The organism is Plantactinospora sp. B24E8 (assembly GCF_039871735.1).
In the GTDB taxonomy this organism is placed as follows: Bacteria; Actinomycetota; Actinomycetes; order Mycobacteriales; family Micromonosporaceae; genus Plantactinospora.
This window is the reverse complement of record NZ_JBDPMH010000048.1, coordinates 1-22,384: the sequence shown is the minus strand read 5'-3', so window position 1 is coordinate 22,384 and position 22,384 is coordinate 1. Positions and strand designations below refer to the sequence as shown.

At 73.1% G+C, this 22,384-nt stretch carries 23 protein-coding genes and 2 pseudogenes; 16 read left to right on the top strand and 9 right to left on the bottom strand.

Annotation, left to right across the window (positions count from 1 at the left end):
• Positions 1-62 precede the first annotated feature (62 nt).
• Positions 63-2,123, bottom strand: a pseudogene (pta, locus tag ABGB21_RS34750) (phosphate acetyltransferase); the annotation flags it as partial.
• 184 nt (positions 2,124-2,307) lie between these two features.
• On the opposite strand from pta, the gene ABGB21_RS34745 reads away from it, so the two are divergent.
• Both ABGB21_RS34745 and ABGB21_RS34740 read left to right on the top strand, forming a co-directional pair.
• A complete protein-coding gene (locus tag ABGB21_RS34745) occupies positions 2,308-2,655 on the top strand; it encodes a DUF1801 domain-containing protein (RefSeq protein ID WP_347657962.1) in 348 nt (115 codons plus the stop codon).
• A gap of 75 nt (positions 2,656-2,730) precedes the next feature.
• Positions 2,731-3,189, top strand: coding sequence for an SAM-dependent methyltransferase (locus ABGB21_RS34740; RefSeq protein WP_347681410.1), 459 nt, complete (start codon positions 2,731-2,733; stop codon positions 3,187-3,189).
• A 14-nt stretch (positions 3,190-3,203) separates the two neighbouring features.
• On the opposite strand, the gene ABGB21_RS34735 is transcribed toward ABGB21_RS34740, so the two are convergent.
• The 5 genes and pseudogenes from ABGB21_RS34735 to ABGB21_RS34715 form a co-directional block, all read right to left on the bottom strand.
• A complete protein-coding gene (locus ABGB21_RS34735) occupies positions 3,204-3,431 on the bottom strand; it encodes a hypothetical protein (protein WP_347657964.1) in 228 nt (75 codons plus the stop codon).
• A gap of 191 nt (positions 3,432-3,622) precedes the next feature.
• Positions 3,623-4,138 (bottom strand): annotated as a pseudogene (locus tag ABGB21_RS34730) (pyruvate formate lyase family protein); the annotation flags it as partial.
• Positions 4,081-4,764, bottom strand: a complete 684-nt coding sequence (locus ABGB21_RS34725) for a universal stress protein (protein ID WP_347681408.1) — start codon at positions 4,762-4,764, stop codon at positions 4,081-4,083. The gene ABGB21_RS34725 and the pseudogene ABGB21_RS34730, both read right to left, overlap by 58 nt.
• Before the next feature lie 66 nt (positions 4,765-4,830).
• Positions 4,831-4,956 (bottom strand): hypothetical protein, encoded by a 126-nt coding sequence (locus tag ABGB21_RS34720; protein WP_347681406.1) that lies wholly within the window; start codon positions 4,954-4,956, stop codon positions 4,831-4,833.
• A gap of 49 nt (positions 4,957-5,005) precedes the next feature.
• Positions 5,006-5,905, bottom strand: a complete 900-nt coding sequence (locus ABGB21_RS34715) for a universal stress protein (protein WP_347681404.1) — start codon at positions 5,903-5,905, stop codon at positions 5,006-5,008.
• A gap of 191 nt (positions 5,906-6,096) precedes the next feature.
• Between ABGB21_RS34715 and ABGB21_RS34710 the strand changes: the two genes are divergently transcribed.
• Positions 6,097-6,624 carry a CBS domain-containing protein gene (locus tag ABGB21_RS34710; RefSeq protein ID WP_347681402.1) on the top strand — a complete coding sequence of 176 codons (528 nt, stop codon included), beginning with the start codon at positions 6,097-6,099 and terminating at the stop codon, positions 6,622-6,624.
• A 168-nt stretch (positions 6,625-6,792) separates the two neighbouring features.
• Positions 6,793-7,692: a universal stress protein gene (locus ABGB21_RS34705; RefSeq protein ID WP_347681400.1), complete on the top strand. Its 900-nt coding sequence runs from the start codon at positions 6,793-6,795 to the stop codon at positions 7,690-7,692.
• 116 nt (positions 7,693-7,808) lie between these two features.
• Here ABGB21_RS34705 and ABGB21_RS34700 read toward each other — a convergent pair whose 3' ends face one another.
• Positions 7,809-9,185, bottom strand: a complete 1,377-nt coding sequence (locus ABGB21_RS34700; protein ID WP_347681398.1) for a glycoside hydrolase family 6 protein — start codon at positions 9,183-9,185, stop codon at positions 7,809-7,811.
• A gap of 80 nt (positions 9,186-9,265) precedes the next feature.
• Positions 9,266-11,002 carry a DEAD/DEAH box helicase gene (locus ABGB21_RS34695; protein ID WP_347657971.1) on the bottom strand — a complete coding sequence of 579 codons (1,737 nt, stop codon included), beginning with the start codon at positions 11,000-11,002 and terminating at the stop codon, positions 9,266-9,268.
• Positions 11,003-11,151: 149 nt separating this feature from the next.
• Here ABGB21_RS34695 and ABGB21_RS34690 point away from each other — a divergent pair, with 149 nt between their 5' ends.
• From ABGB21_RS34690 to ABGB21_RS34640, 11 genes are all read left to right on the top strand, one after another.
• Positions 11,152-11,913, top strand: a complete 762-nt coding sequence (locus ABGB21_RS34690) for a DeoR/GlpR family DNA-binding transcription regulator (RefSeq protein ID WP_347657972.1) — start codon at positions 11,152-11,154, stop codon at positions 11,911-11,913.
• Positions 11,910-12,854, top strand: coding sequence for a 1-phosphofructokinase (gene pfkB, locus ABGB21_RS34685; RefSeq protein ID WP_347657973.1), 945 nt, complete (start codon positions 11,910-11,912; stop codon positions 12,852-12,854). The genes ABGB21_RS34690 and pfkB overlap by 4 nt, the downstream gene beginning before the upstream one ends.
• Positions 12,855-12,981: 127 nt before the next feature.
• Entirely contained in the window at positions 12,982-14,205 is a 1,224-nt protein-coding gene (locus ABGB21_RS34680; protein ID WP_347681396.1) for a PTS mannitol transporter subunit IICB, read from the top strand.
• 41 nt (positions 14,206-14,246) lie between these two features.
• Positions 14,247-14,555, top strand: coding sequence for a PTS lactose transporter subunit IIB (locus tag ABGB21_RS34675; RefSeq protein ID WP_347657975.1), 309 nt, complete (start codon positions 14,247-14,249; stop codon positions 14,553-14,555).
• A complete protein-coding gene (locus ABGB21_RS34670) occupies positions 14,548-15,000 on the top strand; it encodes a PTS sugar transporter subunit IIA (protein WP_347681394.1) in 453 nt (150 codons plus the stop codon). The genes ABGB21_RS34675 and ABGB21_RS34670 overlap by 8 nt, the downstream gene beginning before the upstream one ends.
• Positions 14,997-16,037 (top strand): zinc-dependent dehydrogenase, encoded by a 1,041-nt coding sequence (locus tag ABGB21_RS34665; protein WP_347657977.1) that lies wholly within the window; start codon positions 14,997-14,999, stop codon positions 16,035-16,037. The genes ABGB21_RS34670 and ABGB21_RS34665 overlap by 4 nt, the downstream gene beginning before the upstream one ends.
• A gap of 11 nt (positions 16,038-16,048) precedes the next feature.
• Positions 16,049-16,333, top strand: a complete 285-nt coding sequence (locus tag ABGB21_RS34660; protein WP_347657978.1) for an HPr family phosphocarrier protein — start codon at positions 16,049-16,051, stop codon at positions 16,331-16,333.
• Positions 16,326-18,101, top strand: coding sequence for a phosphoenolpyruvate--protein phosphotransferase (gene ptsP, locus ABGB21_RS34655; protein ID WP_347681392.1), 1,776 nt, complete (start codon positions 16,326-16,328; stop codon positions 18,099-18,101). The genes ABGB21_RS34660 and ptsP overlap by 8 nt, the downstream gene beginning before the upstream one ends.
• A gap of 142 nt (positions 18,102-18,243) precedes the next feature.
• A complete protein-coding gene (locus ABGB21_RS34650) occupies positions 18,244-19,224 on the top strand; it encodes a DNA topoisomerase IB (RefSeq protein WP_347681390.1) in 981 nt (326 codons plus the stop codon).
• A gap of 210 nt (positions 19,225-19,434) precedes the next feature.
• Complete coding sequence (locus tag ABGB21_RS34645) at positions 19,435-20,301, top strand: SDR family oxidoreductase (RefSeq protein ID WP_347681388.1); 867 nt, start codon at positions 19,435-19,437, stop codon at positions 20,299-20,301.
• Between the two features lie 71 nt (positions 20,302-20,372).
• A complete protein-coding gene (locus ABGB21_RS34640) occupies positions 20,373-21,251 on the top strand; it encodes an SRPBCC domain-containing protein (protein WP_347681386.1) in 879 nt (292 codons plus the stop codon).
• Positions 21,252-21,307: 56 nt separating this feature from the next.
• Here ABGB21_RS34640 and ABGB21_RS34635 read toward each other — a convergent pair whose 3' ends face one another.
• Entirely contained in the window at positions 21,308-21,883 is a 576-nt protein-coding gene (locus ABGB21_RS34635; protein WP_347681434.1) for an esterase-like activity of phytase family protein, read from the bottom strand.
• On the opposite strand from ABGB21_RS34635, the gene ABGB21_RS34630 reads away from it, so the two are divergent.
• Positions 21,855-22,286, top strand: coding sequence for a hypothetical protein (locus ABGB21_RS34630; RefSeq protein ID WP_347681385.1), 432 nt, complete (start codon positions 21,855-21,857; stop codon positions 22,284-22,286). The genes ABGB21_RS34635 and ABGB21_RS34630 overlap by 29 nt on opposite strands.
• Positions 22,287-22,384: the final 98 nt, after the last annotated feature.

Here is a 22,384-nt window from a genome sequence, read left to right as displayed (position 1 = left end):
GCCGGCACCCCGCTGGCCTCCGGCAGTACCCCGGCGGGCCCGTCCGGGTCCGGGGCGGCGGCCGCCTGGACCGCGGTGATGGCGATGGTGTTCACGATGTCCTTCACGGTGGCCCCCCGGGACAGGTCGTTGACCGGCCGGCGCAGCCCCTGCATGATCGGGCCGACCGCCACCGCCCCGGCCGACCGCTGCACCGCCTTGTACGTGTTGTTGCCGGTGTTCAGGTCCGGGAAGACCAGCACCGTGGCGTGCCCGGCGACCGGACTGTCCGGCAGTTTGGTGGCCGCGACCGTCGGGTCGACCGCGGCGTCGTACTGGATCGGACCCTCGACCGGCAGCTCTGGCCGGCGGGCCCGGACCAACGCGGTCGCCTCGGCGACCTTGTCCACGTCCGCGCCGGTGCCGGAGGTGCCGGTGGCGTACGACAGCATCGCCACCCGGGGTTCGATGCCGAACCGGGCGGCGGTGTCGGCGCTGGAGAGCGCGATGTCGGCGAGCTGGGCCGCGTCCGGGTCGGGATTGACCGCGCAGTCGCCGTACGCCAGCACCCGGTCGGCGAGCAGCATGAAGAAGACGCTGGACGCCACCGACACCCCGGGCACGGTCTTGATGATCTCGAACGCCGGCCGGATCGTGGCGGCGGTGGTGTGGGTGGAGCCGGAGACCATGCCGTCGGCGAGCCCGGCGTCCACCATCAGGGTCCCGAAGTAGTTCACGTCCCGGACCAGGTCGTACGCCAGCTCCGGGGTCATCCCCCGGTGCCGGCGGAGCTGGGTGTAGCGGGCCGCGAACCCGTCACGCCAGTCGCTGTGCTCCGGATCGACCAGCCGGGCCCGGCCGAGGTCCACCCCCAGCTCGTGGGCCCGGCGGGTGATCTCCGCGGGGTCGCCGAGCAGGGTCAGGTCGGCGACCCCGCGGCGCAGCACGGTCTCCGCCGCCCGCAGGATCCGGCGTTCCGCCCCCTCCGGCAGTACCAGGTGCCGGCGCCGGGTCCGGGCCCGGTCGATCAGGTCGTTCTCGAACATCAGCGGAGTGACCCGGTGCGACCGGGTCACCTCCAGCCGACGGGAGAGTTCGGCGCCGTCGACGTGCGCCTCGAACGCGCCGAGCGCGGCGTCGACCTTGCGTGGGGTGGTGACCGAGAGTCGGCCCTCGATCCGGCCGACCGCGTTGACCGTGTGGTAACTGTCGGTCTTGGTCACCAGCACGGCCAGCCCGGTACCGAGCCGTTCGATGACCCGTACCGCCCGGGGGTCGGGATGCTCGCCGAGGGTGAGGACCAGCCCGGCGACGTTCACCACCCCGGCGGCGTGCGCCGCGCTCGCCGCGACCAGCAGGTCGGCCCGGTCGCCCGGTGTGATCATCAGACAGCCTTCGGTGAGGTGGTCGAGCAGCACCGGCACGTGGGCGGCGCCCACCACCACGTCCAGCACGTCCCGGTCCAGCGCGGCCGGCCCGCCGGAGAGCACCGTCGCGTCCAGTGCGGCGGCCACCTCCGCCACCGTCGGCGCGGAGACCACCGGCACCTCCGGGATCGCGTACGCCGGCACCGGCAGCCCGGTCGGGGCCGGGGTGCCGGCCGGCACCCGGTTCGCGATCACGGTCAGCACCGTGCCGCCCGCCTCCACGACGTCGTGGTACGCGGTCCGGGCGTCGGCGGCGACCACCTCCGGGCTCCGGTCCAGCCCGTCCACCACCGGCACCACCACACTGCCGAACTCGGTGGCGAGCCGGGCGTGGAAGGCGAGCAGCCGGTCCGGCCCGGTCGACGATCCGTCGGCACCGGCGCTGACGTCCCCGCCGACCACCACCACGGCGGCGCACCGGCGTTCCAGTTCGCGGTAGCGGGCGACGATCCGGCCGATCAGCTCCTCCTGTCGTCCCTCGGCGGCCAGCCCGGCCGCCTCGACGCTGGTCACCCCGTACGAGTCGGGATAGCCGGCGGCGACCGGATACCGGGCGGTGAGCAGGGCCAGCACCGGGTCCTCCCGAGCCTCCGGCACGATCGGCCGGAACATCCCGAGCGGGGCGACCCGCCGGGAGAGCAGCTCGGCCAGGCCGAGTGCGACCGTCGCCTTACCGGCGCCGGGTCCAAGTCCGGCGACGTACACGCTGGGAGCCACGGCTCACCTGACCTTTCGGCTGCACCGGCCGCCACCGGCCGGTCCTCCTATTGTCGGCCCATTCGATCTCCGCCCGCCGAGGTGCCGGCAGGGTCGCCCGCCCGGGTCGGACCGTAAGGGAACGGTAAGGCGCGCCGGGCAGGCTGGACCCACGCAGCCAGCGCACTGTCGAAGGGACCTACCGATGACCGACACCAGCATCGACGACTACCTCCGCACCCTCTCGCCGGAGCACCAGGAGATTGTGGCGGTGCTCCGGGATCTGATGGCGGAGTCCGCTCCCGAGGCACGGGAGGTGATCAGCAGTGGCTCGCTCGCCTGGCGGGGAAACCGGATCGTGGCGATCATCAGCCGGAGCAAGACCCACCTCACCTTCGCCTTTTCCCGAGGGGCCGAGTTCATCGACGGACACGGCCTGCTGGAGGGTGTCGGCAAGACCACCCGGCATGTCAAGATCCGGCGGCGGGAGGCGGTGCGGCCGGAGGCGCTGCGCGAGTACGTCGAGCAGGCGCTGACCCTGGACCGTTCCTGAGCACGACACGCCGGGTCGGGTGGCCGACCCGGCGACGAGGACCGAGGCGGAGATGGCATGTCAGGTGAGGCGGAGATGACATACCGGGTGGAACCGGTCGGCCGGGTCGTCGGCGGCCGGGCCGAGCCGTACGAGGACAACTGGCACGACGAGCAGGCGGTGATCCGGATCGCCGACCACCTGCCCGACGACGCCACCCTCGGCCTGACGGACTTCTCCCACCTCGAGGTGGTGTTCCTCTTCGACCGGATCGATCCGGCCCGGGTCAACCCGGCCGCCCGGCACGTCCGGGGCGAATCCCGCTACCCGGTGGTCGGCATCTTCGCCTCCCGGGGCCCGAACCGGCCCAACCGGCTCGGCGTCTCCCGCTGCCGCCTGCTCAGGGTGGACGGCCGGGACCTGCACGTGGCCGACCTCGACGCCCTGGACGGCACCCCGGTGCTGGACATCAAGCCGTACCTGCGGGAGATCGCCCCGCGTGTCCCGGTCGCCCAGCCCGCCTGGGCCGACGAGTTGATGCGGCAGTACTACTGAACGACGGCGGGCGGTCAGGTCGCCACCAGTCCGTGCTCCCGGAACCGGTCCCGGACCCGCTCCACCTGCTCCGGCGTCGGCGGCTCCGTGTCGGCGAGCGGGAACGGGATGCCGAGTTCGCGGTACTTGCCGGCGCCGAGCCGGTGGAACGGCAGCACGTCGACCCGATCCACCGTGGACAGGCCCGCGACGAGGTCGGCCACTCCGGCCACGTTGGCCGGGTCGTCGGTCAGGCCGGGCACGAGGCACGTACCGGATCCACATCCGGGTGCCGCGGGCCGCCAGCCGGCGGGCGAACCGCACCGTCGGCCCCACGTCGCCGGTCCGGGTCACCCGGCGGTACGTCGCCGGATCCCACGACTTGACGTCCAGCAGCACCAGGTCGGTCGCGTCGAGCAGGTCGTCGCCGGTCGTCGAGGCCGGCCTTGATCGCCTTCCGCTCCTCGATCAGCCGGTCCACGCCGTAGAGCGCCACCCGCCGGTAGTCGCCGATGATCCGGCCCCGGCCGTACGCGTCGGGCAGCCCCGTGATCACGTGCGAGCGCCGCGCGGCGAGCACGTCCGTCGGATAGGCGTCGAAGACGGCGGCGTTGTGGGTCTTGCGGTAGCTGGTGAAGATCCGCTGCACCTCGGGGCCCAGCGGATAGCCGTACGCGGCGAGCCCGTTCTCCACCATCCGCAGCCCGCCGGCCGGCATGATCGCCCGGCGCAGCGGCGCGTCGGTCTGCAGGCCCACGATGAGTTCCCGGTCCCGGTCGATCCAGCCCGGGGGGTGTGAGGTGATCGTCGACGGGGTGTGCGGGTCGACGTCGTAGATGCCGAGCCGTCGCTCCTCGACCATCATCTCCCGCAGCCGTTCCCAGATCGCCAGGGTCCGGGGCGTCGGGCCGGTCAGGAAGGCGGCGTCCCCGTGGTACGGCGTGACGTTGTCCCGCACGAACGTCGCCACGTCGATCCTGTTCCGCCAGGCGGTGCCGTGGAACCCACGCCATTCGGGCCGGGTTGTCGTCGTGCCGGTGGTTGGCGCCATGGCTCCTCCTTCGGTCGCGTTTCCAGCCTCCCGCCGGCGGGAGGCTCGGGGCAGGGCCGAAGGACCCGGCCGCGGGTGCCGTTCGGCGAGGCGGTCGCGGCGTCGCCGACGTGGGCGGCCGTCACCGACACCACGGCCGGGCCGCGCCGGGTCGAGCCGGCGAGCCGGCGGGCGACGGTGACGGCGACCGATTCCGGCGCGGGGCCGACGCCCGGATCGCCGCCGACCACCACCAGGTCGGCGAGGGCACCCGCGTGGCACAACGCGGCGACCGGGTCGCCGAGGACGATCTCCCTGGCGACGACGCGTATCCGGACCGGTCCGGCGGTGGCGGCCTCGATCGCGGTGCGCTGCATCCGGTCCAGTCGTTCCCGGGCCCGGGCCAGGTGGCCGGTGGCCCGGTCCCGGTCCCGGTCGGCGTCCGGCCAGGCGGTCACCACCAGCAGCCCGGCGCCGTGCCGGGCCGCGACCCGGGCCGCCCAGGCGAGGGCGGCCCGCGCCGACGCCGAACCGTCCAGTCCGACCGCGATCCGCTGCCGGGCCATCGTTCCTCCACAAGGTCGGGCGGGTACGTCCGGTACGGCGTCGCCGTGCCGGACGTACCCGGTGGTTCAGTGGCGATCCAGCCGGGCCAGTTGGCCGCGGAGCCGGTGGTCCTGCATCAGGTCCACCGCCTCCACCAGCGTCGGCGCCTCGGCCCGGGCGTGTACGTCTGTGCCGTTGACGTCGACGTGCACCCGGGCGCTCGCGGTGTGTGGTGCGCTGCGCGGTGCCGACCGGACCGGGTCAGCCGACCTGCGCCGGATCGGTGTCCGACGGCATCTCCCGGACGACCGCGACGGGGCAGCGGCTGTGGTGCAGCACCTGCTGGCTGACCGAGCCGAGCAGCAGGCCCCGGAAACCGCCACGTCCCCGGGATCCGACGACCACCAGGTCCGCGGCGCGGCTGGCGTTGACCAGGGCCCGGCTCGGCGCGTCGGCGACCACCTCGGCGACCACCTCCACCTGGGGGTACTTCTGTCGCCAGTCGACCAGCAGGTCGTCGAGGGCGGCCCGTTCGGCGGCGGTGATCTCGGCCGGGTTGTAGTTGAACGGGATGTACTGCGGCGGTGGCGGGGTCCAGGCGCGGATCACCCGGAGTCGGACGTCCCGCTCGACGGCCCGGTCGAAGGCGTAGCCGAGAGCCAGCAGCGAACAGGGCGAGCCGTCGATTCCGACCACCACGTCGGTCCGGGGATCCGCCGGATCCGTCATCGCCTCGCGGACCACCACCACCGGGCAGTGGGCGTGCGCCGAGACGGCGACGCTGGTCGAGCCGAGCAGCAGGTCGGTGAAACCGCCGTGGCCACGGTTGCCGAGCACCAGCAGGGCGGCCTGGCGGGAGCGTTCGGTGAGCGCGACGGACGCCGGCCCGTCGAGCAGCACCCCGGTGACGATCATTCCGGGGTGGGCCTCCGCCGCCTCCACCGCCGCGGTCTGGACCAGCACCTCGGCGTCCCGCCGGGCGGTCCGGTCAGGCCAGGTGGCGACCTCGGGGGACACCGCCGCGGCGACCGCGAACCATTCGAAGGCGTACGCCAGCAGCAGCGGACGCCGGGTACGGGCGGCCTCGTCGAGTGCCCAGTCGAGTGCGGTCCGGGCGGACGGCGAGCCGTCGTAGCCGACGACGATCGGTCGGGTGGTCATCAGAGTCTCCTTCGCGCGTCGGGCTTCGGACGCCTCCAGGTAACGTCTGACCCGGCCTGTCCGGACAGGGCCTTCCGGCCCGGAGGCTCGCGCCACAGGTCCTCCGACCCGGGTGCCGACCGGCCCTGCCGCCGGGACCGGCGTCGGCCATACCGTCGGACCAGGGGCGCGACGAGGATCTGCTGCACAAGGTGGAGTTGCTCGGCCAGCCCGGCGAGCAGCACCCGTTCCGGCGACTGGCCCGGCGTACCGGCCGGCGTAAGGGTGCGGCGGGCGCGGCGGCGGAGCTGATGACAGCGCCGGCGGTGGCCACCACCTCGGGCACCACCCTGGCCGCCGCCGCCGAACTGATGGAGCGTGAGCAGGTCAGGCGATTGCCGGTGATCGACGGACTCGGCCGGGTCGTCGGCATCGTGACCCGTGGCGACCTGCTGAAGGTCTTTCTGCGCCCGGACGCCGACATCCGGCACGACGTGGTGCACGGGGTGCTGCGCCGCGTGCTCGCGGTGGAGCCGGCCCAGGTCGGGGTCGAGGTACGCGACGGTGTGGTCACCCTGACCGGCCGGTTGGATCGGCGCAGTTCGGTAGAGATCGCCGGGCGGCTGGCCGCCCGGGTCGGCGGCGTCGTCGAGGTGCACAACGACCTGGGCTACGACTTCGACGACCAGGACCTGCCCGACGCCCGGCCGTGGCCGAGCCAGCCGATCGGCGTGGCCTGAAACGGCGTGTCGGATGCGCGGGGCGCGCCGGCCGCAGGCCCGGGCGGGAGGGCCCCGGCCGGCGCGGCTTCCGGCGGCGACAGCCCGGCCGGCACGTGACCTCCGGTGCCGTTTCACCGTTTGACCCATGACTCCCGCGCACGTCACCCACCGACCGGAGGGCCGATCATGACCAGCACGTCACCCCCCGGCGTTGTCGTCGGGGTCGACGGCTCGGCGGAGAGTCTGCGTGCCCTGGACTGGGCCGCCGAGGAGGCCCGGCTGCGCGGCCGGCCGCTACGGGTCGTGCACGCGTTCATCTGGCCGATGCTGCACGTCCCGTTGGGTCCGGCGCCGATGGCCCCGCCCGACGCCGGCCTGCGTCAGCAGGCCGAGCGGATTCTCGACGGTGCCGCCGACCGGGCCCGTCGGGTCGCGCCCGGCCTGGCGGTCTCCACCGAACTGCCGGAAGGCGCGCCGGCGCCGGCGCTGATCGAGGCGTCTCACGGCGCCGAACTCGTGGTCGTCGGCAGTCGTGGCCTCGGCGGCTTCGCCGGCCTGCTGCTCGGGTCGGTCGGTGTCCAGGTCACCGCCCACGCCGCCGGCCCGGTTGTGGTCGTCCGGGGTGAGGCCCACGAGTCGTCCGCCGCCGTCGTCGTCCCCGGCGAGGTGCTGGTCGGCGTGGACGGCTCCGAGCTGTCGGCGCTCGCGGTCGGGTTCGCCTTCGAGTACGCCCACCGGCACGCGCTCGGAGTCGCGGCGGTGCATGTCGCCCGCCCGGGACGGCCGGGTGGCGGGAACGGCCGGGCCGCGTCCGGCCCGGCCGGCGGCGATCCGGCCGCGTCCGAGGCCCGGCTGTTGACCGACGCGCTCGCCGGATGGAGCGAGAAGTATCCGAACGTGTTGACCCGCAGTGCGACCGTCTCGGGACGGCCGGCCGAGGTACTGGTCCAGCAGGCGGCCGGCGCCGAACTCGTGGTGGTCGGCGCCCGAGGCCGGGGTGGCTTCGCCGGCCTGCTGCTGGGCTCGGTCAGCCAGGCCGTCCTGCAGCACGCGCCGACTCCGGTCGCCGTCGTCCGGGCGTCGTGAGCCCTCGCGCCAGCGGACACACACCCGGCCGAGGTCGGCTACCGTAAATGCGGGCCAGTGCTCTGCCCTTCAGGGCGGGAGTGGAGGCCCGCGCGGGAGGGCCGCCCAAGAGGATGTCAAGGCAGGGGTGGCCAGGCGTTCGCCAGCAGCTGCCGGAAGTGCGCCGGGAACCACTGTCCGGACGGCGGGGCGTTGCCGAGCGCGCCGGTGCGGACGTACGGCGCGGCGGACGGCCGGTACCACGGGTCGCACATCGGCTCGTACGGCCGGTTGGCGCCGAGCACGTCGCTGGCACCGTCGGACTCACCGGGCGGCTTCGCCCAGACGTACGCGTCGATGCCGGCGGCCGGGGCGGCGACCGGGCGGGCCCCGATTCCGGCGCCGGTCTGGTTGCACCAGTTGCCGTCCCAGCCGCGCCGGTCGGTCCGGCTGGTCTCGACGTACTCCTCGACGGTGGTCCGGGGGCCGGGGCCGGTGGGTCGGCCGGCGCCGCCCCAGCCGTTGCGGGAGGTGTCGACCAGGAAGCCGATGCCGTTCGGGAACCCGGCGCCGACCAGGTACGGGCGCAGTTGCTGCGCGTACGGCAGTTCGTCGACGAAGGCCTTGCCGTCGACCCACCGCGTCCCGGTCACCGGTTCCCCGTTGACCACGTCGCCGACCTGGAAGAACGGCTCGGTCAGCGGCGCGTAGCCGGCGGTGTTGACGACGAAGCCGTGCACGTTCGCGAGGGTGCCGCCGCCGGCGCGGGCGGCGGCGGAGTAGAGCGGGGCGATCGGGGCCAGGTCGGCCGGTCGACCGAGCTTCCCGTGCTCCCCGAGGTCGAGGTACGGGTAGACGTTGGCGATCGGGCCGAGCCGGGCCAGGGCGTACCCGATCCCGTTCAGGTAGCTGCCGGCGGCCCGGACTTCGTCGCAACCGGCGGTCGCGGCGGGCCGGGGCGAGGTGTGGGTGATCAGGTTGGGCAGCGAGTTCGGTTCGACGACAACCACGATCCGCAGGCCTGCGTAGGCCGGGTCGGCGAGGATCTCGGCGATCGGGTCGACGAATTCGGTCCGGTACCGGTCGAGTTCGGCCACGGTCAGCTCGCCCTGGCTGACCCGGCGGTCGCAGTCCCGGCCGGGCAGGTTGTAGAGGACGAGTTGGACGAGGTCGGCATCCTGCCCGAGGGCCGCACCGAGGTGGGCCCGTAGTCCCATGGTCGCGCCGGTGCCGTCGATCGCGGTGATCCGGTCCAGCCAGACCGCGGTGGGCTGGTGTGCGACCGCGGCGCCGAGCGGCTCGGTGGCGGCGCGTGCCGACCACTCCGGGTTCACGTACACCCTGGCTCCGAGGTAGGGGTTGTCCAGCCGGACCGACGTCGGGGCGGCGGCCCGGGCGGGCCCGGCGACCGTGGTGGTGACGAGTGCCAGGACCGCCAGGGCGGTCAGCGGGCGGCGCGGCCGGAACCGCCGGAACAGTCGCGGCGGCCGGGGGCGGGGCAGTGGCGGGGCCATCGGGACACCTCCGTGCAGCACATCAACGATTGTCGATGTCCCATGCTACCTTCGCCGCGCCCCCGGACGCCGGCCCGATGTCACTGGTCCCGGCTGTCCTCCCGGTCCCGGCGTACCGTCGCCCGGCGGCCCTTGATGGTGCTCTGCCGCAGCTTCGCGATCACCTCGGCCGCGGCCGCGTTCGGAACCTCGACCAGGGAGAACCGGTCCGCGATCTCGATCGCCCCGATCTCCCGGCCACTGACCTGGGTCTCGCCGGTGATCGCGCCGACCAGGTCCTGCGGTCGGATCCCGGCCCGTCGGCCCACCCCGATGAAGAGACAGGTCATGCCGCCGGGCCGGGGACGGCCGCCACGCCGGTCGTCCCGCCCGCCGTCGCGTCCGCCGTCCCGGCGGCCCCGGCCGTCCCGCTCGACACGGAATCCGACCTGCGGGATGTCCTCCTCGTCGACGCTGCCGCCGGTGGTCTCGTGGGCCAGTTTCACCGCCGCGAGCGCCACCTCCATCACGTCGAACTCGTCGGTGAGGGTCTCCACGATCACCCGGTACGGGTCGAGGTCGTCCTCCAGCAGGCTCTCGTGCAGCGCGGCCCGGGTCATCTCCAGCCGGCGGGTCCGCAGGTCCGCCACGGTCGGGACCTTGTCGATCGAGATGCGTTGCCCGGTGGTCCGCTCGATGGTCTTCAGCATCCGGTGTTCCCGGGGTTCGGCCAGGGTGATCGCCACCCCCTGCCGGCCGGCCCGGCCGACCCGGCCGATTCGGTGCACGTACGACTCCGGTGCCGACGGCACGTCGTAGTTGACCACGTGGGTGAGCTGCTCGATGTCCAGCCCCCGGGCGGCCACGTCGGTCGCCACCAGCAGGTCCGCCGTACCGGCCCGCAGCCGCCCCATCACCCGGTCCCGCTGCTCCTGCGTCATGCCACCGTGCAGCGCCTCGGCCCGGTAGCCGCGACCGTTCATCGTCTCGGTGAGCCGGTCGACCTCCTCCCGGCTGCGACAGAAGACGATCGCCGCGGTCGGTGACTCGACGTCGAGGACCCGGCCGAGTGCGGCCGCCTTGTGGGCGCGGGCGACGACGTACGCGATCTGCCGGACCAGCGGGCCGGCGCCGGACGGGGCCGGCTGCCGGGCGATCTCGATCCGCACCGGCTCGCGCAGGTGCTGTCGGGCCAGCCCGTCGATCCGGCTGGGCATGGTGGCCGAGAAGAGCACCGTCTGCCGCTGCTCCGGTACGTGCTGCAGGATCGCCTCGATGTCCTCGGCGAAGCCCATGTCGAGCATCTCGTCCGCCTCGTCCAGCACCACGGTGGCGAGCCGGCCGAGTCGCAACGTGCCCCGGGCGATGTGGTCCAGCGCCCGGCCCGGGGTCGCCACCACCACGTCGACCCCGCCGTCGAGGACCCGCAGTTGCCGGGCGATCGGCTGCCCACCGTAGATCGGCAGCACCCGGATCCCCAGGTCCCGGCCGTAGCGGTGGATCGCCTCGGAAACCTGTACGGCCAGTTCGCGGGTCGGCACCAGGATCAGCGCCACCGGATCTCCGGAGCGGTCCGCCGGCATCCGCTGCAGTAGCGGCAGCGCGAACGCGGCCGTCTTGCCGGTTCCGGTGGCCGCCTGCCCGAGCAGGTCGCGCCCGGCGAGCAGCGGTGGGATCGCCTCCCGCTGGATCGCCGTCGGCTCCTCGTAGCCCAGCGCGCTCAGCGCCTCCAGCAGTTCGGTCCGCAGGCCGAGGTCGGCGAAGGTGACGGGGCCGTCGTCGGCGTCGTTCGGGCTCGGGTCGACCGGTGGGGCGGCTGGTGCGTTGTCGGAACTCATGCCCTCAAGCTTTTCACCACACCGGACCGGCGCATGCGGCGACCGGCGACCGGAGGCGGATGACCGTTCTGGGGCGGCAGGATGTTGACTTACCACAGAAACGGGCGTAAACAGAAGGCAAGCAAAAACGATCGGGCAGGAGAACGCAGATGTACGCCGAGGAACGTCAGCAGGAGATCCTGCGCCGGGCCCGGGAGGCGGGCCGGGTCGACGTCATGGCGCTGGCCGACAGCCTCCACGTCACCGCGGAGACGATCCGCCGCGACCTGACCGTGCTGGAACGGGCCGGCGTGCTGCGCCGGGTGCACGGCGGCGCGATCCCGGTGGAACGGATCGGGTTCGAGCCGGCGCTCGCCGCCCGGGACGCCGTACTCGTCGACGAGAAGGAACGGATCGCCAAGGCGGCCCTGGCCGAACTGCCGGCGGAGGGAGCGGTCATCCTCGACGCCGGCACCACCACCGCCCGGCTCGCCCAGCTGCTGCCCGCCGACCGGGAACTGACCGTGGTGGTCAACTCCCCGGTCCTCGCCGCCGGGCTGGGGCTCAAGCCCAACCTCACCGTGCTGCTCCTCGGCGGCCGGGTACGCGGCAAGACCCTGGCCACCGTGGACGACTGGGCACTGCGCCCCCTCGCCGGGCTCTACGTCGACGTCGCCTTCATGGGCACCAACGGGTGCTCGATCGAGCGCGGGATGACCACCCCGGACCCGGCCGAGGCGGCGGTCAAACGGGCGATGATCGGGGCGGCCCGCCGGGTGGTGCTGCTCGCCGACCACACGAAGATCGGCAACGACTACCTGGCCCGGTTCGGTTCCCTCGACGACCTCGACCTGCTGATCACCGACAGCGGCCTGGACCAGGAACTCGCCGAGGACGTCGAGGCGACCGGCGTACGGGTGGTCCGCGCATGATCCTCACCGTCACCCTCAACCCCAGCCTCGACCGGGCGATGGAGATCGGGGCGCTGACCCGGGGTGCGGTCATCCGGGCCACCTCCACCCACCTCGACCCGGGCGGCAAGGGCGTCAACGTCTCCCGGGCACTGCTGGCCAACGGCGTACCGTCCCGCGCCGTGCTGCCCGTCGGCGGTGCCGAGGGCGCCCAGCTCGTCCACCTGCTGCGGGCCGAGGACGTTGACCTGATCGGGGTGCCGATCGCCGGTCGTACCCGGTCGAACATCACCCTCGCCGAGCCGGACGGCACGGTGACCAAGGTCAACGAGTCGGGTCCGGTGCTCACCGGGGCCGAGTTCGCCGCGGTCACCAAGGCGGTACTGGCCGTGGCCGACTCGGCCGACTGGGTGGTGGCCTGCGGCAGCGTGCCACCGGGCCTGCCGGTGTCGGCGTTCGGCGCACTCTGCGCCCGCCTCGTCGCCGCCGGGGTACGGCTCGCCGTCGACACCAGCGGGCCGGCCCTGCGGGCCGCCGCCGAGGCGGGCGTGGCACTGGTCAAACCCAACCGGGAGGAACTCGCGGAGGCGGTCGGCACCCCGCTGGACTCGCTCGGCGACGTGGTCGACGCCGCCGCCCGACTGCGGGACTGGGGCGCCGGCGCGGTGCTGGCCAGCCTCGGCGCCGACGGCGCGGTGCTGGTCGACGCCGACGGCGTGGTGGTCGGCGAGTCGCCGGTCGCCCAGCCGAAGAGCACCGTGGGAGCCGGCGACGCCCTGCTGGCCGGCTTCCTGGCCGCCGGCGCCCGGGGAGCTGCCGCCCTCGCCGAGGGTCTCGCCTGGGGCGCGGCGGCGGTCAGCCTCCCCGGCAGTCGGATGCCCGGGCCGGCCGACCTGGACCGAGACACCGTCCGACTGCACCCCCGACCGGACCTGGTCCGACCGCTGCTGCCGCAGGGCTGACCGGCCATGTCCGCCACCGATTCCCGTCCCACTCCCACGTTCGAGAGCGCCGCCGCGACGCACGGACAGACCGACGACCCCCACCGCGTTCGGTAACGCGGGTCATCCCTCGCGAAGGAGTCCCCCCATGGCCGTGTCATACACACCGGAGGTCCAGGGCACCGGCTTCAAGGCCCAGGTCCAGCGGATCGGCGGGCACCTGGCCGGAATGGTCATGCCCAACATCGGCGCGTTCATCGCCTGGGGCCTGATCACCGCGCTGTTCATCCCCACCGGCTGGCTGCCGAACAAGCACCTGGCCGCACTCGTCGACCCGATGATCTTCAGCCTGCTGCCGATCCTGATCGGCTACACCGGCGGCCGGATCGTGCACGGCCAACGCGGCGCCGTCGTCGGCGCGGTGGCCACGGTCGGCATCATCGTCGGCGCCGACATCCCGATGTTCCTCGGCGCCATGGCCATCGGCCCACTGACGGCGTACCTGCTCAAACTCTTCGACAACCTGGTCCAGGACCGGATCCGACCCGGCTTCGAGATGCTTGTCGACAACTTCTCCGCCGGGATCATCGGCGGTGGCATGGCCCTGGTCGGCGTCTGGGTGGTCGGCCCGGTGGTCGGCCGGCTCAGCGACTGGGCGGGCAGCGGGGTGGACTGGCTGATCGGGCACAACCTGCTGCCGGTCGCCTCGGTGCTGGTCGAGCCGGCCAAGGTGCTGTTCCTGAACAACGCGATCAACCACGGCGTCCTGTCGCCGCTGGCGGTCGCCCAGGCGCAGGAGACCGGCCGGTCCGTCCTGTTCATGATCGAGTCGAATCCGGGACCTGGCCTCGGCCTGCTGCTCGCGTTCCTCCTCTTCGGACCACGGTCGCTGCGGCCGAGTGTGCCGGCCGCCGGCGTCATCCACTTCCTCGGCGGCATCCACGAGATCTACTTCCCGTACGTGCTGATGAAGCCGCGGCTGATCCTGGCGATGATCGCCGGCGGCGCCGCGGGCGTCGGCACCTTCATGGTCACCGGGGCCGGACTGGTCGCCACCCCGTCGCCCGGCAGCATCTTCGCCTACGTGGCGGTCACCCCGAGAGGTGGCTGGTTCGGCATGGCGCTCGGGATCCTGATCGCCACCGGGGTGTCGTTCGTGGTCGCCGCCGCGCTGCTCGGCTTCGGCCGGCGCAACGGCGACCGGGCCGAAGCCGTCGTCGCGGCCGGGTCGACGGACAGCCCGGACGGCACGGCCGTTGTCGCCCACGCCCCGTCGGCGGACGGCGTCCCGGCGGCCCCGGCCGCAGCGGAGCCGGACGCGTCAGCCGGTGCCGGACCACGCTCCGGCACGTCGGCCGGGGTCGATCGCTGACCGGCCGACCAGTCCACCCGACCAACCAGAAAGGGACCACCATGGGCAGCATCAACGGTAGGGACATCCACAAGGTCGTGGTCGCCTGCGACGCCGGAATGGGCAGCAGTGTCATGCTCGCCAGCCAACTCCGCCGGCAGCTCAAGAAGTTCTCGGTCACCGTGGAACACACCCCGGTCAACTCCATCCCGGCCGACGCCGACGTAGTGATCACCCACAGCGGACTCGCCGAACGGGCCAGGGCCTCTGCGCCGGACAAGGTCGTCGTACCGTTCCAGGTCTTCCTCGGCGACCCGGCGGTGACCGCGGTGGTCCGGGCGATCGAGAAGGGCGACGAGGTCCGTGGTTGACGCCGACCTGCTCGACCGGCGGGCGATCCGACTGACCGAGACCGCCGCCGACCGGGACACCGCCATCCGACGCTGCGGAGAGGTGCTGGCCGAGACCGGCGCGGTCGACCCGGCGTACGTCGCCGCGATGCTCGCCCGGGAGCGTTCCGTCTCGACGTACGTCGGCGAGGGGGTGGCCATCCCACACGGCACCCTCGCCGGCAAGGAGCTGGTGCACCGGGACGCGCTCGCGGTGCTCCGGTTTCCCGTCCCGGTGGACTGGGGCGGCCAGCCCGTCACCGTCTGCGTGGCGATCGCGGCCCGGGGCGACGGACACGTCGAACTGCTGGCCGCCCTCGCCGAGATCCTGCTCGACCCCGACCGGGCCCGCGCGCTGCGCGAGGCCACCGACCCCGACGAGGTGCTGACGCTGCTCGCGTCGGCGCGGGAGGACAGCACAGCATGAAGGCCGTTCGATTCCACGCCCCCGCCGACGTCCGCATCGAGGACGTCCCGGAGCCGACCCCGGGCCCGGGTGACGTCAAGATCCGGGTACGCAACTGCTCGACCTGCGGCACCGACGTCAAGATCTCCAAGTTCGGGCACCACCACATCCGGCCGCCCCGGGTGATGGGCCACGAGATCGCCGGCGAGGTGGTGCAGACCGGCGCCGAGGTGACCGGCTGGGCACCGGGAGACCGGGTGCAGGTGATCGCCGCGATCCCGTGCGGCACCTGCGCCGAGTGCACGCGTGGCCGGCTGACCGTCTGCCCCAACCAGGAGTCGATGGGTTACCACTACGAGGGCGGGTTCGCGCAGTACCTGGTCGTACCGGCGAAGGTGCTGGCGGTCGACGGACTGAACCGGATCCCGGACGGCGTCGGGTACGCCGAGGCGTCGGTGGCCGAGCCGCTCGCCTGTGTCCTCAACGGGCAGGAACTGGCCCGGGTCGGCACCGGCGACGACGTCGTGGTGGTCGGCTCCGGACCGATCGGCTGCCTGCACGTCCGGCTGGCCCGGGCCCGCGGCGCCGCGCGGGTCTTCCTGGTCGAACTGAACCGGGAACGGCTGGAGATGGCCGCCGCGCTGGTGCACCCGGACGCGGCGATCTGCGCCGCCGAGGTCGACCCGGTCGACGAGATCCTCAAGCTCACCGACGGACGCGGCGCCGACGTGATCATCACGGCGGCGGCCTCGGGAGCGGCCCAGGAGCAGGCCGTGCAGATGGCCGCCCGGCAGGGCCGGATCAGCTTCTTCGGCGGGCTGCCGAAGGACAACCCGGTCGTCTCCGTCGACTCGAACCTGGTGCACTACCGCGAACTGACCATCGTCGGCGCCAACGGCTCCAGCCCCGCGCACAACGCCGAGGCGCTCCGGCTGGTCGCCACCGGCGCGGTGCCGGTCGCCGACCTGATCACCCACCGGCTTCCGCTGGACCAGGCGATCGACGCCTTCGGCGTGGTCGCCCGGGGCGAGGCCATCAAGGTCACCATCGAGCCCTGAAAGGGGGCACCATGGCTACCCGTACGGTCACCATCGGTTCCGCCAGCGGTCTGCACGCCCGGCCGGCGGCGCTGTTCGTCGCGGCCGCCGCCGCGGCCCCGGTCCCGGTGACCATCCGGACCGGCGACAAGCGACCGGTGCCGGCGCACAGCATGCTCTCGGTCCTCTCCCTCGGCGCCCGGCGGGGCACCGAGGTGGTCATCGAGGCCGAGGGCCAGGGCGCCGAGGTCGCCCTGGACACCCTCGCCGACCTGCTGGCCCGAGACCTGGACGCCGAGGAGCCCGCCGATGCCTGACCCGGCCGCGCCGCCCCTGAGCCCGGCCGAGCCGGCCATCGATCCGGCCGCGCCGCCCCTGGCCGAGCCGGCCATCGATCCGACCATCGATCCGGCCATCGGTCCGGCCGGTCCGGTATCCGATCCGGCGGTCCCGGGATCGTTGCGGGGGATCGGGGTCAGTCCGGGGTTGGCCGGCGGCCCGGTGCTCCGGGTCGCCGAGGTGCCGGCGCTGCCCGAACCGACGCCGGTGACCGAGCCGGCCGTCGAGGCCGACCGGGCGGTGGCGGCCCTGGCCGAGGTGGTCGCCGAGCTGACCCGCCGGGCCGACCGGGCCACCGAGCGAACCCTGGTCGACGTGCTCCGGGCCCAGGCCATGATGGCCGACGACCCGGTGCTCCGGGACACCGTCCGGGACCAGGTCGGTGCCGGGCTGGACGCCCCGCACGCCGTCGACGCGGCCTTCGCCGGCCACCGTACGGCGTTCGAGGCGGCCGGCGGCTATCTGGCCGAGCGGGTCGCCGACCTCGACGACCTGCGCAACCGGACGGTCGCGGTCTGCCTCGGCCGACCGATGCCCGGGGTACCGTCCCCCGGACACCGGTACGTACTCACTGCCCGGGACCTGGCTCCGGCCGACACCGTCGACCTCGACCCGGAGCAGGTCGCCGCACTGGTGACCGAGGAGGGCGGGCCGACCAGCCACACCGCGATCCTGGCCCGGGCGCTCGGGCTGCCGGCGGTGGTCGCCTGTCCGGCCGTACGGGAGCTGTCGGAGGGGACGGTCGTGCTGGTCGACGGCGGCACCGGCGTGGTCCGGGTCGGCGTCGACCCGGCGGAGGTGACCGCCGCCGAAACGGCCGACCGGGCGCGTCTCGCCGAGGCGGTCGAGGTCACCGGCCCGGGGCGTACCGCGGACGGGCGTCCGGTCGCCCTGCTCGGCAACATCGGCTCGGCCCGGGACCTGGCCGCCGTCGCCGGGGCGGAGGGGATCGGGCTGTTCCGCACCGAACTGCTCTTCCTCGACCGGAGCCGGGAACCGGGGCTGGCTGAGCAGGCCGAGGCGTACCGGCGGGTCTTCGCCGAGCTGCCCGGGCGGCGGGTGGTGATCCGTACCCTCGACGCGGGCGCGGACAAGCCGCTGTCGTTCCTGAACCAGCCGGACGAGCCCAATCCGGCGCTCGGCGTACGCGGGTTGCGGCTGGCCCGGCAACGGCCCGAACTGCTGCGTACCCAGCTGGCCGCGATCGCCGAGGCGGCGCGGCGGACCGGGGCGGAGGTCTCGGTGATGGCGCCGATGGTCGCCACCCGGGCCGAGGCGGCCGAGTTCGCCGCCGCGGTGTACGCCGCCGGGCTGCCCCGGGCCGGGGTGATGATCGAGGTGCCGGCCGCCGCGCTACGCGCCGGGCAGCTGTTGGAGGAGGTCGACTTCCTCAGCATCGGCACCAACGACCTGAGCCAGTACACCTTCGCGGCGGACCGGCAGAGCGGGGTCCTGGCCGACCTGCTCGATCCGTGGCAGCCGGCGCTGCTCCGGCTGATCGCCGAGGTCGGCGCGGCCGGCCGGGCGGCGGGCAAGCCGGTCGGGGTCTGCGGTGAGGCAGCGGCCGACCCGCTGCTGGCTCCGGTGCTGGTCGGGCTCGGGGTCACCAGCCTGTCGATGTCGGGTCGGGCACTGCCCCGGGTCCGTGCCGCGCTCGCGCAGCGGTCGTACCCGGACTGCGAACGGCTGGCCCGGCTGGCGTTGTACGCCGACGATCCGGTACGGGCCCGCGAGGCGGTCGCCTGAGCTGTCCGGGCGGTCGCCTGCCAGGTTCGGGCGGGTTGTACGCCGGGTCCCGGCGGGTTGTGCACCGGCCGGGCGGATCGCCGGCCAGGTGTGCCGGCGATCCGCCCGGGGTACCGCCGAACCGTGCGACAACGGAGTGACGATGCGGCTGCGGCGGGCTGACCCGGCGGCCCCGGGCCACCGGCGGCGGCGACACGGCCGGGGATTCACCTTCCTGGACCGGCGCGGACGACGGCTCACCGATCCGGCCGAACTGGACCGGCTCCGGGAACTGCCGATTCCCCCGGCCTGGCGGGATGTCTGGATCTGCCCGGACCCGCGCGGCCACATCCAGGCGACCGGGGTCGACGAGGCGGGTCGGCGGCAGTACCTCTACCACCCGGTCTGGCGGGCCCGACGGGACCGGGAGAAGTTCGCCCACGTGCTGGAGGTCGCGACGCACCTCGACGACCTCCGCAAGCACGTGGAGAGCGATCTGCGCGGCCGGGGTCTGACCCGGACCCGGGTGCTGGCCACCATCGTCCAACTGCTGGACCTCGGCATGTTCCGGATCGGCGGCGACCGGTACGCGAGCGGCGAGGCGCCGACGTTCGGGGTGGCCACCCTGCGACCCGAGCATGCCCGTGGTGGCGGCGGCTGTGTCGTGCTGGAGTTCCCGGCGAAGGGCGGTGTCGCCCAGCATCGCCGGATCACCGACCCGGAGGTCTGCCGGGTGCTGCGTGAGCTGCGACGGCGGCACCGGGGACGGGACCGGCTGTTCGCCTACTGGCAGGGCCGCCGGTGGCACGACGTACGGGCCGAGGAGGTGAACGACTACCTGCGGGAGGCGAGCGGCGGTGAGATGACGGCGAAGGACTTCCGTACCTGGCACGCCACCGTGTTGGCCGCGACCCGGCTCGCCGCCGCCGGCCCGGCGTCCTCGGGTACCCGTCGGCGACGGGTGGTGGCGGCGGTGATGCGGGAGGTGGCGGAGCTGCTCGGCAACACGCCGGCGGTGGCCCGGGCCTCGTACGTCGATCCGCGTCTGCTCGACCTCTACCACGACGGGCGGCTGACTCCGCTCGCCGACGTGCCGCCCGGGCCGGCGGCCGAGCGCGCCGTCCGGGACCTGCTGGCCGACTGATCCGCGACCGGGTCGTCCGTGCTCCGCCCAGCCGGCTGACGGTCACCTGTCCTGCTCGCCGGCTTCCGCTCGCCGGCCGCCGGGTGCGTCCGGCCGGCGTTCCCGGGCGTTCCCCGGCCGGCGTTCCCGGGGCCACCGGCGTTCCCGGGCGTTCTTCGGCCGGCGTGCCCGGGGCGTTTGTCCGGGGCAGACCTCGGGTACCGGCGGGAAATGAACTCTTTCGACGATATGCCCCAACCGTCACCTCAGGAACAGCCTTATCCGGGCGAGTCGGACGAGATGGCGCCGAGCCCCCGGGACCGGATGGCCGACTACACCGGCCGGGACCTGCTGCGTGGTCGTCGCGCGCTGGTGACCGGCGGCGACTCCGGGATCGGCCGGGCGGTGGCGGTCGCCTTCGCCAAGGAGGGCGCCGACGTGGCGATCGCCTATCTGACCGAACACGAGGACGCCCGGGAGACCGCGAAGCTGGTGGAGGCGGCCGGTCGTCGCTGCGTACTGCTTCCCGGCGACCTGGCCCGGGCGGAGCACTGCCGGGAGGTCGTCACGCAGACCGTGGCGGAGCTGGGTGGCCTGGACCTGCTGGTGAACAACGTCGCCTACCAGCAGACCGCGGACTCGCTGACCGAGATCTCCGAGGAGCAGTGGCAGCACACCTTCGCGGTGAACATCCACAGCTACTACCGGGTGACCAAGGCCGCCCTCGACCACCTGCCGGAGAACTCGGCGATCATCAACACCGCCTCGATAAACGGGCTCAAGGGCAACGACCACCTGATCGACTACTCGGCGACCAAGGGCGCGATCATCGCGTTCACCTACTCGATGGCACAGTCGCTGATCAAGAAGCGGATCCGGGTGAACTGCGTGGCGCCGGGCCCGGTCTGGACTCCACTGATCCCGGCCACCTTCCCCGCCGACAAGGTGCAGGAGTTCGGCCAGCAGGTGCCGATGGGGCGGGCGGCACAGCCGGACGAGATCGCGCCGTCGTACGTCTTCTTCGCCAGTGACCAGCTCTCGTCGTACTACACCGGCGAGGTGCTGGCGCCGATCGGCGGTCTGACCCTGCCCGGCTGACCCCGAGGGCCCGGCGTTGACATGCAACCAGTTGGCTGCCTATTCTGCCCGACAGGCAGCCAACTGGTTGCATGTTTGCGTCAGGGCGGACCGAGGGGGCACGGGTGCACACCGGGGACGAGGGCATGGACGCGGTCTTCCGGGCCCTCGGCGACGCCACCCGACGGCAACTGCTCGACGACCTCAACGCCCGTAACGGGCAGAGCCTGCGTGAACTCTGCGCCGGCATGGCGTCGACCCGGCAGTCCGTGAGCAAGCACCTGGCCGTGTTGGAGGCGGCGAACCTGATCACCACGCGGTGGCGTGGCCGGGAGAAGTTGCACTACCTCAACGCGGAGCCGATCAACGCCATCGCCGACCGCTGGATCCAGCGGTACGAGCGCGGGCGGGTCACCGCCCTCGCCGACCTCAAACGAGCATTGGAGCAGACGCCCATGGACACCCGCGAATTCGTCCACACCAGCTTCATCCGGACCACCCCGGAACGCCTCTGGCAGGCGTTGACCGATCCCGCGTTCACCACGCGGTACTGGGGGGTGACCTTCGAATCCGACTGGCAGGTCGGTTCACCGGTGGTCTGGGTGCTGCCGAACGGCGCGCGGATCGCCGACCCGGCCCAGGTGGTCCTCGAGTCCGAACCGCACCGGCTGCTCTCCTACACCTGGCACAGCTTCACGCCCGAGTTCGCCGCGGCGTACGAGATGGATCCGGCCGAGGTCGCCAAACTGGCCGAGGAGCCGCGGACCCGGATCCGGTTCGAGATCGAGCCGCGTGGCGAGGTGGTCCGGCTGACCGTCGTACACGAGGGCTTCGCGCCCGACAGCGCGTTGCTCGACAGCGTCGGCGGCGGTTGGTCCGAACTGCTCTCCAGCCTGAAGACGCTGCTCGAGACCGGCGAGCCGCTGCCGGCCGCCGAGCCCGAGCCGCAGCCGGCCGGACAGGGCGGCTGAGACAGCGCAGCGGCGGTGACGCGGAAGCAGGCGCCACCGCCGCTGCGGTCGGCGGGTCAGCGGCGGTCCAGGATCCGCTTGTCCGCGTCGAGGCCACGGTCCAACCTCAGCACGATGAACTCGTTGTTGTCCGCCACGCCCGGCGTACGACCGGCCGAGGATGGGAAGTTGTTGTCGTTGAGCACCGCGATGGTGCGGTCGTCGAGGACGACCACGTCCTCGATGGTCTGGAACGGGAACGTGAACCGCCGCTCGAAGCCGCCGATCCGCTTCGGGTTGCTGATGTCCATCAGGTCGGCCACCAGGGTCTTGTCCAGTTGGCCGTCCCGGTTCCGGTCCCGCCGGTCGGCGAGGTAGATCTTCTTCGTCACCGCCGTGGCGCCCTCGCCGTTGTCCCGCTCGATGACCAGGAAACGGTCCCGGTCGACGGCGATGGCGTCACCGATCGCGTTGCCCGGCGCGTCCAACTGGTACGTCCAGCGCCGACCCGTGTACGCCCCCCTGGTCAGGTCGAACTCGGTGAACCGCAACGCACCGGCCGGGTCACCGGCGACCGTCCCTTCCAGCAGCGGGTAGAGGAAGCGGCCGTCGGGGGACTGCGCCGTGCCCTCGAAGCCCTTGCCGCTGTTCAGGTTGGCAAGTGCTGCTGTCGAGATGGGTGGTCCGCTGACGGCTGAGTTCGAGGCCAGCTACGTCGGGGCTGATGGGCCAGGCTCGCTCTTCCTTGATCAGCTTGACGAGGTGCGACCCTCAGCCACGTTCGAAATGCTGGATCTCGCCTACTTCGTCCTTGTGCATGGAAGAGTGAGCATCGTGACGATGAACGATCCGGCATCTGCGGCGACAGACCCGGGGTACGCCGCCGCGCTGGACACGGCTGAGCGTCTGCTGGGCTTCCGCTTGGAGCGCTTTCTTGGCGCCACCCCTGGTGAGCCAGCTAACGGCGCAGACTTCAAACGGATCGCGACGATGCACGCCTTCGGCGACGTCTGGCCTCGCACCGAGCACCTAGTGTTCTGTCTCGTAAATAGCTAGTCATTGGAGTAGACTCGAGACGTGACACGTGCTGCCGCACCACTGGTGCTCGAACCCGGCCAGCGGGAACTGCTGGAGTCTCTTGCGAAGTCGCGTAC

What these genes read in the sequence shown, in the direction of transcription:
- ABGB21_RS34745 (WP_347657962.1), top strand. Translation starts at nt 2,308, where the DNA reads ATGACCGACACCAGCATCGACGACTACCTCCGCACCCTCTCGCCGGAG.
- ABGB21_RS34740 (WP_347681410.1), top strand. Translation starts at nt 2,731, where the DNA reads ATGACATACCGGGTGGAACCGGTCGGCCGGGTCGTCGGCGGCCGGGCC.
- ABGB21_RS34725 (WP_347681408.1), bottom strand. Translation starts at nt 4,764, where the DNA reads ATGGCCCGGCAGCGGATCGCGGTCGGACTGGACGGTTCGGCGTCGGCG.
- ABGB21_RS34715 (WP_347681404.1), bottom strand. Translation starts at nt 5,905, where the DNA reads ATGACCACCCGACCGATCGTCGTCGGCTACGACGGCTCGCCGTCCGCC.
- ABGB21_RS34705 (WP_347681400.1), top strand. Translation starts at nt 6,793, where the DNA reads ATGACCAGCACGTCACCCCCCGGCGTTGTCGTCGGGGTCGACGGCTCG.
- ABGB21_RS34700 (WP_347681398.1), bottom strand. Translation starts at nt 9,185, where the DNA reads ATGGCCCCGCCACTGCCCCGCCCCCGGCCGCCGCGACTGTTCCGGCGG.
- ABGB21_RS34695 (WP_347657971.1), bottom strand. Translation starts at nt 11,002, where the DNA reads ATGAGTTCCGACAACGCACCAGCCGCCCCACCGGTCGACCCGAGCCCG.
- ABGB21_RS34690 (WP_347657972.1), top strand. Translation starts at nt 11,152, where the DNA reads ATGTACGCCGAGGAACGTCAGCAGGAGATCCTGCGCCGGGCCCGGGAG.
- pfkB (WP_347657973.1), top strand. Translation starts at nt 11,910, where the DNA reads ATGATCCTCACCGTCACCCTCAACCCCAGCCTCGACCGGGCGATGGAG.
- ABGB21_RS34680 (WP_347681396.1), top strand. Translation starts at nt 12,982, where the DNA reads ATGGCCGTGTCATACACACCGGAGGTCCAGGGCACCGGCTTCAAGGCC.
- ABGB21_RS34675 (WP_347657975.1), top strand. Translation starts at nt 14,247, where the DNA reads ATGGGCAGCATCAACGGTAGGGACATCCACAAGGTCGTGGTCGCCTGC.
- ABGB21_RS34665 (WP_347657977.1), top strand. Translation starts at nt 14,997, where the DNA reads ATGAAGGCCGTTCGATTCCACGCCCCCGCCGACGTCCGCATCGAGGAC.
- ABGB21_RS34660 (WP_347657978.1), top strand. Translation starts at nt 16,049, where the DNA reads ATGGCTACCCGTACGGTCACCATCGGTTCCGCCAGCGGTCTGCACGCC.
- ptsP (WP_347681392.1), top strand. Translation starts at nt 16,326, where the DNA reads ATGCCTGACCCGGCCGCGCCGCCCCTGAGCCCGGCCGAGCCGGCCATC.
- ABGB21_RS34650 (WP_347681390.1), top strand. Translation starts at nt 18,244, where the DNA reads ATGCGGCTGCGGCGGGCTGACCCGGCGGCCCCGGGCCACCGGCGGCGG.
- ABGB21_RS34645 (WP_347681388.1), top strand. Translation starts at nt 19,435, where the DNA reads ATGAACTCTTTCGACGATATGCCCCAACCGTCACCTCAGGAACAGCCT.
- ABGB21_RS34640 (WP_347681386.1), top strand. Translation starts at nt 20,373, where the DNA reads ATGTTTGCGTCAGGGCGGACCGAGGGGGCACGGGTGCACACCGGGGAC.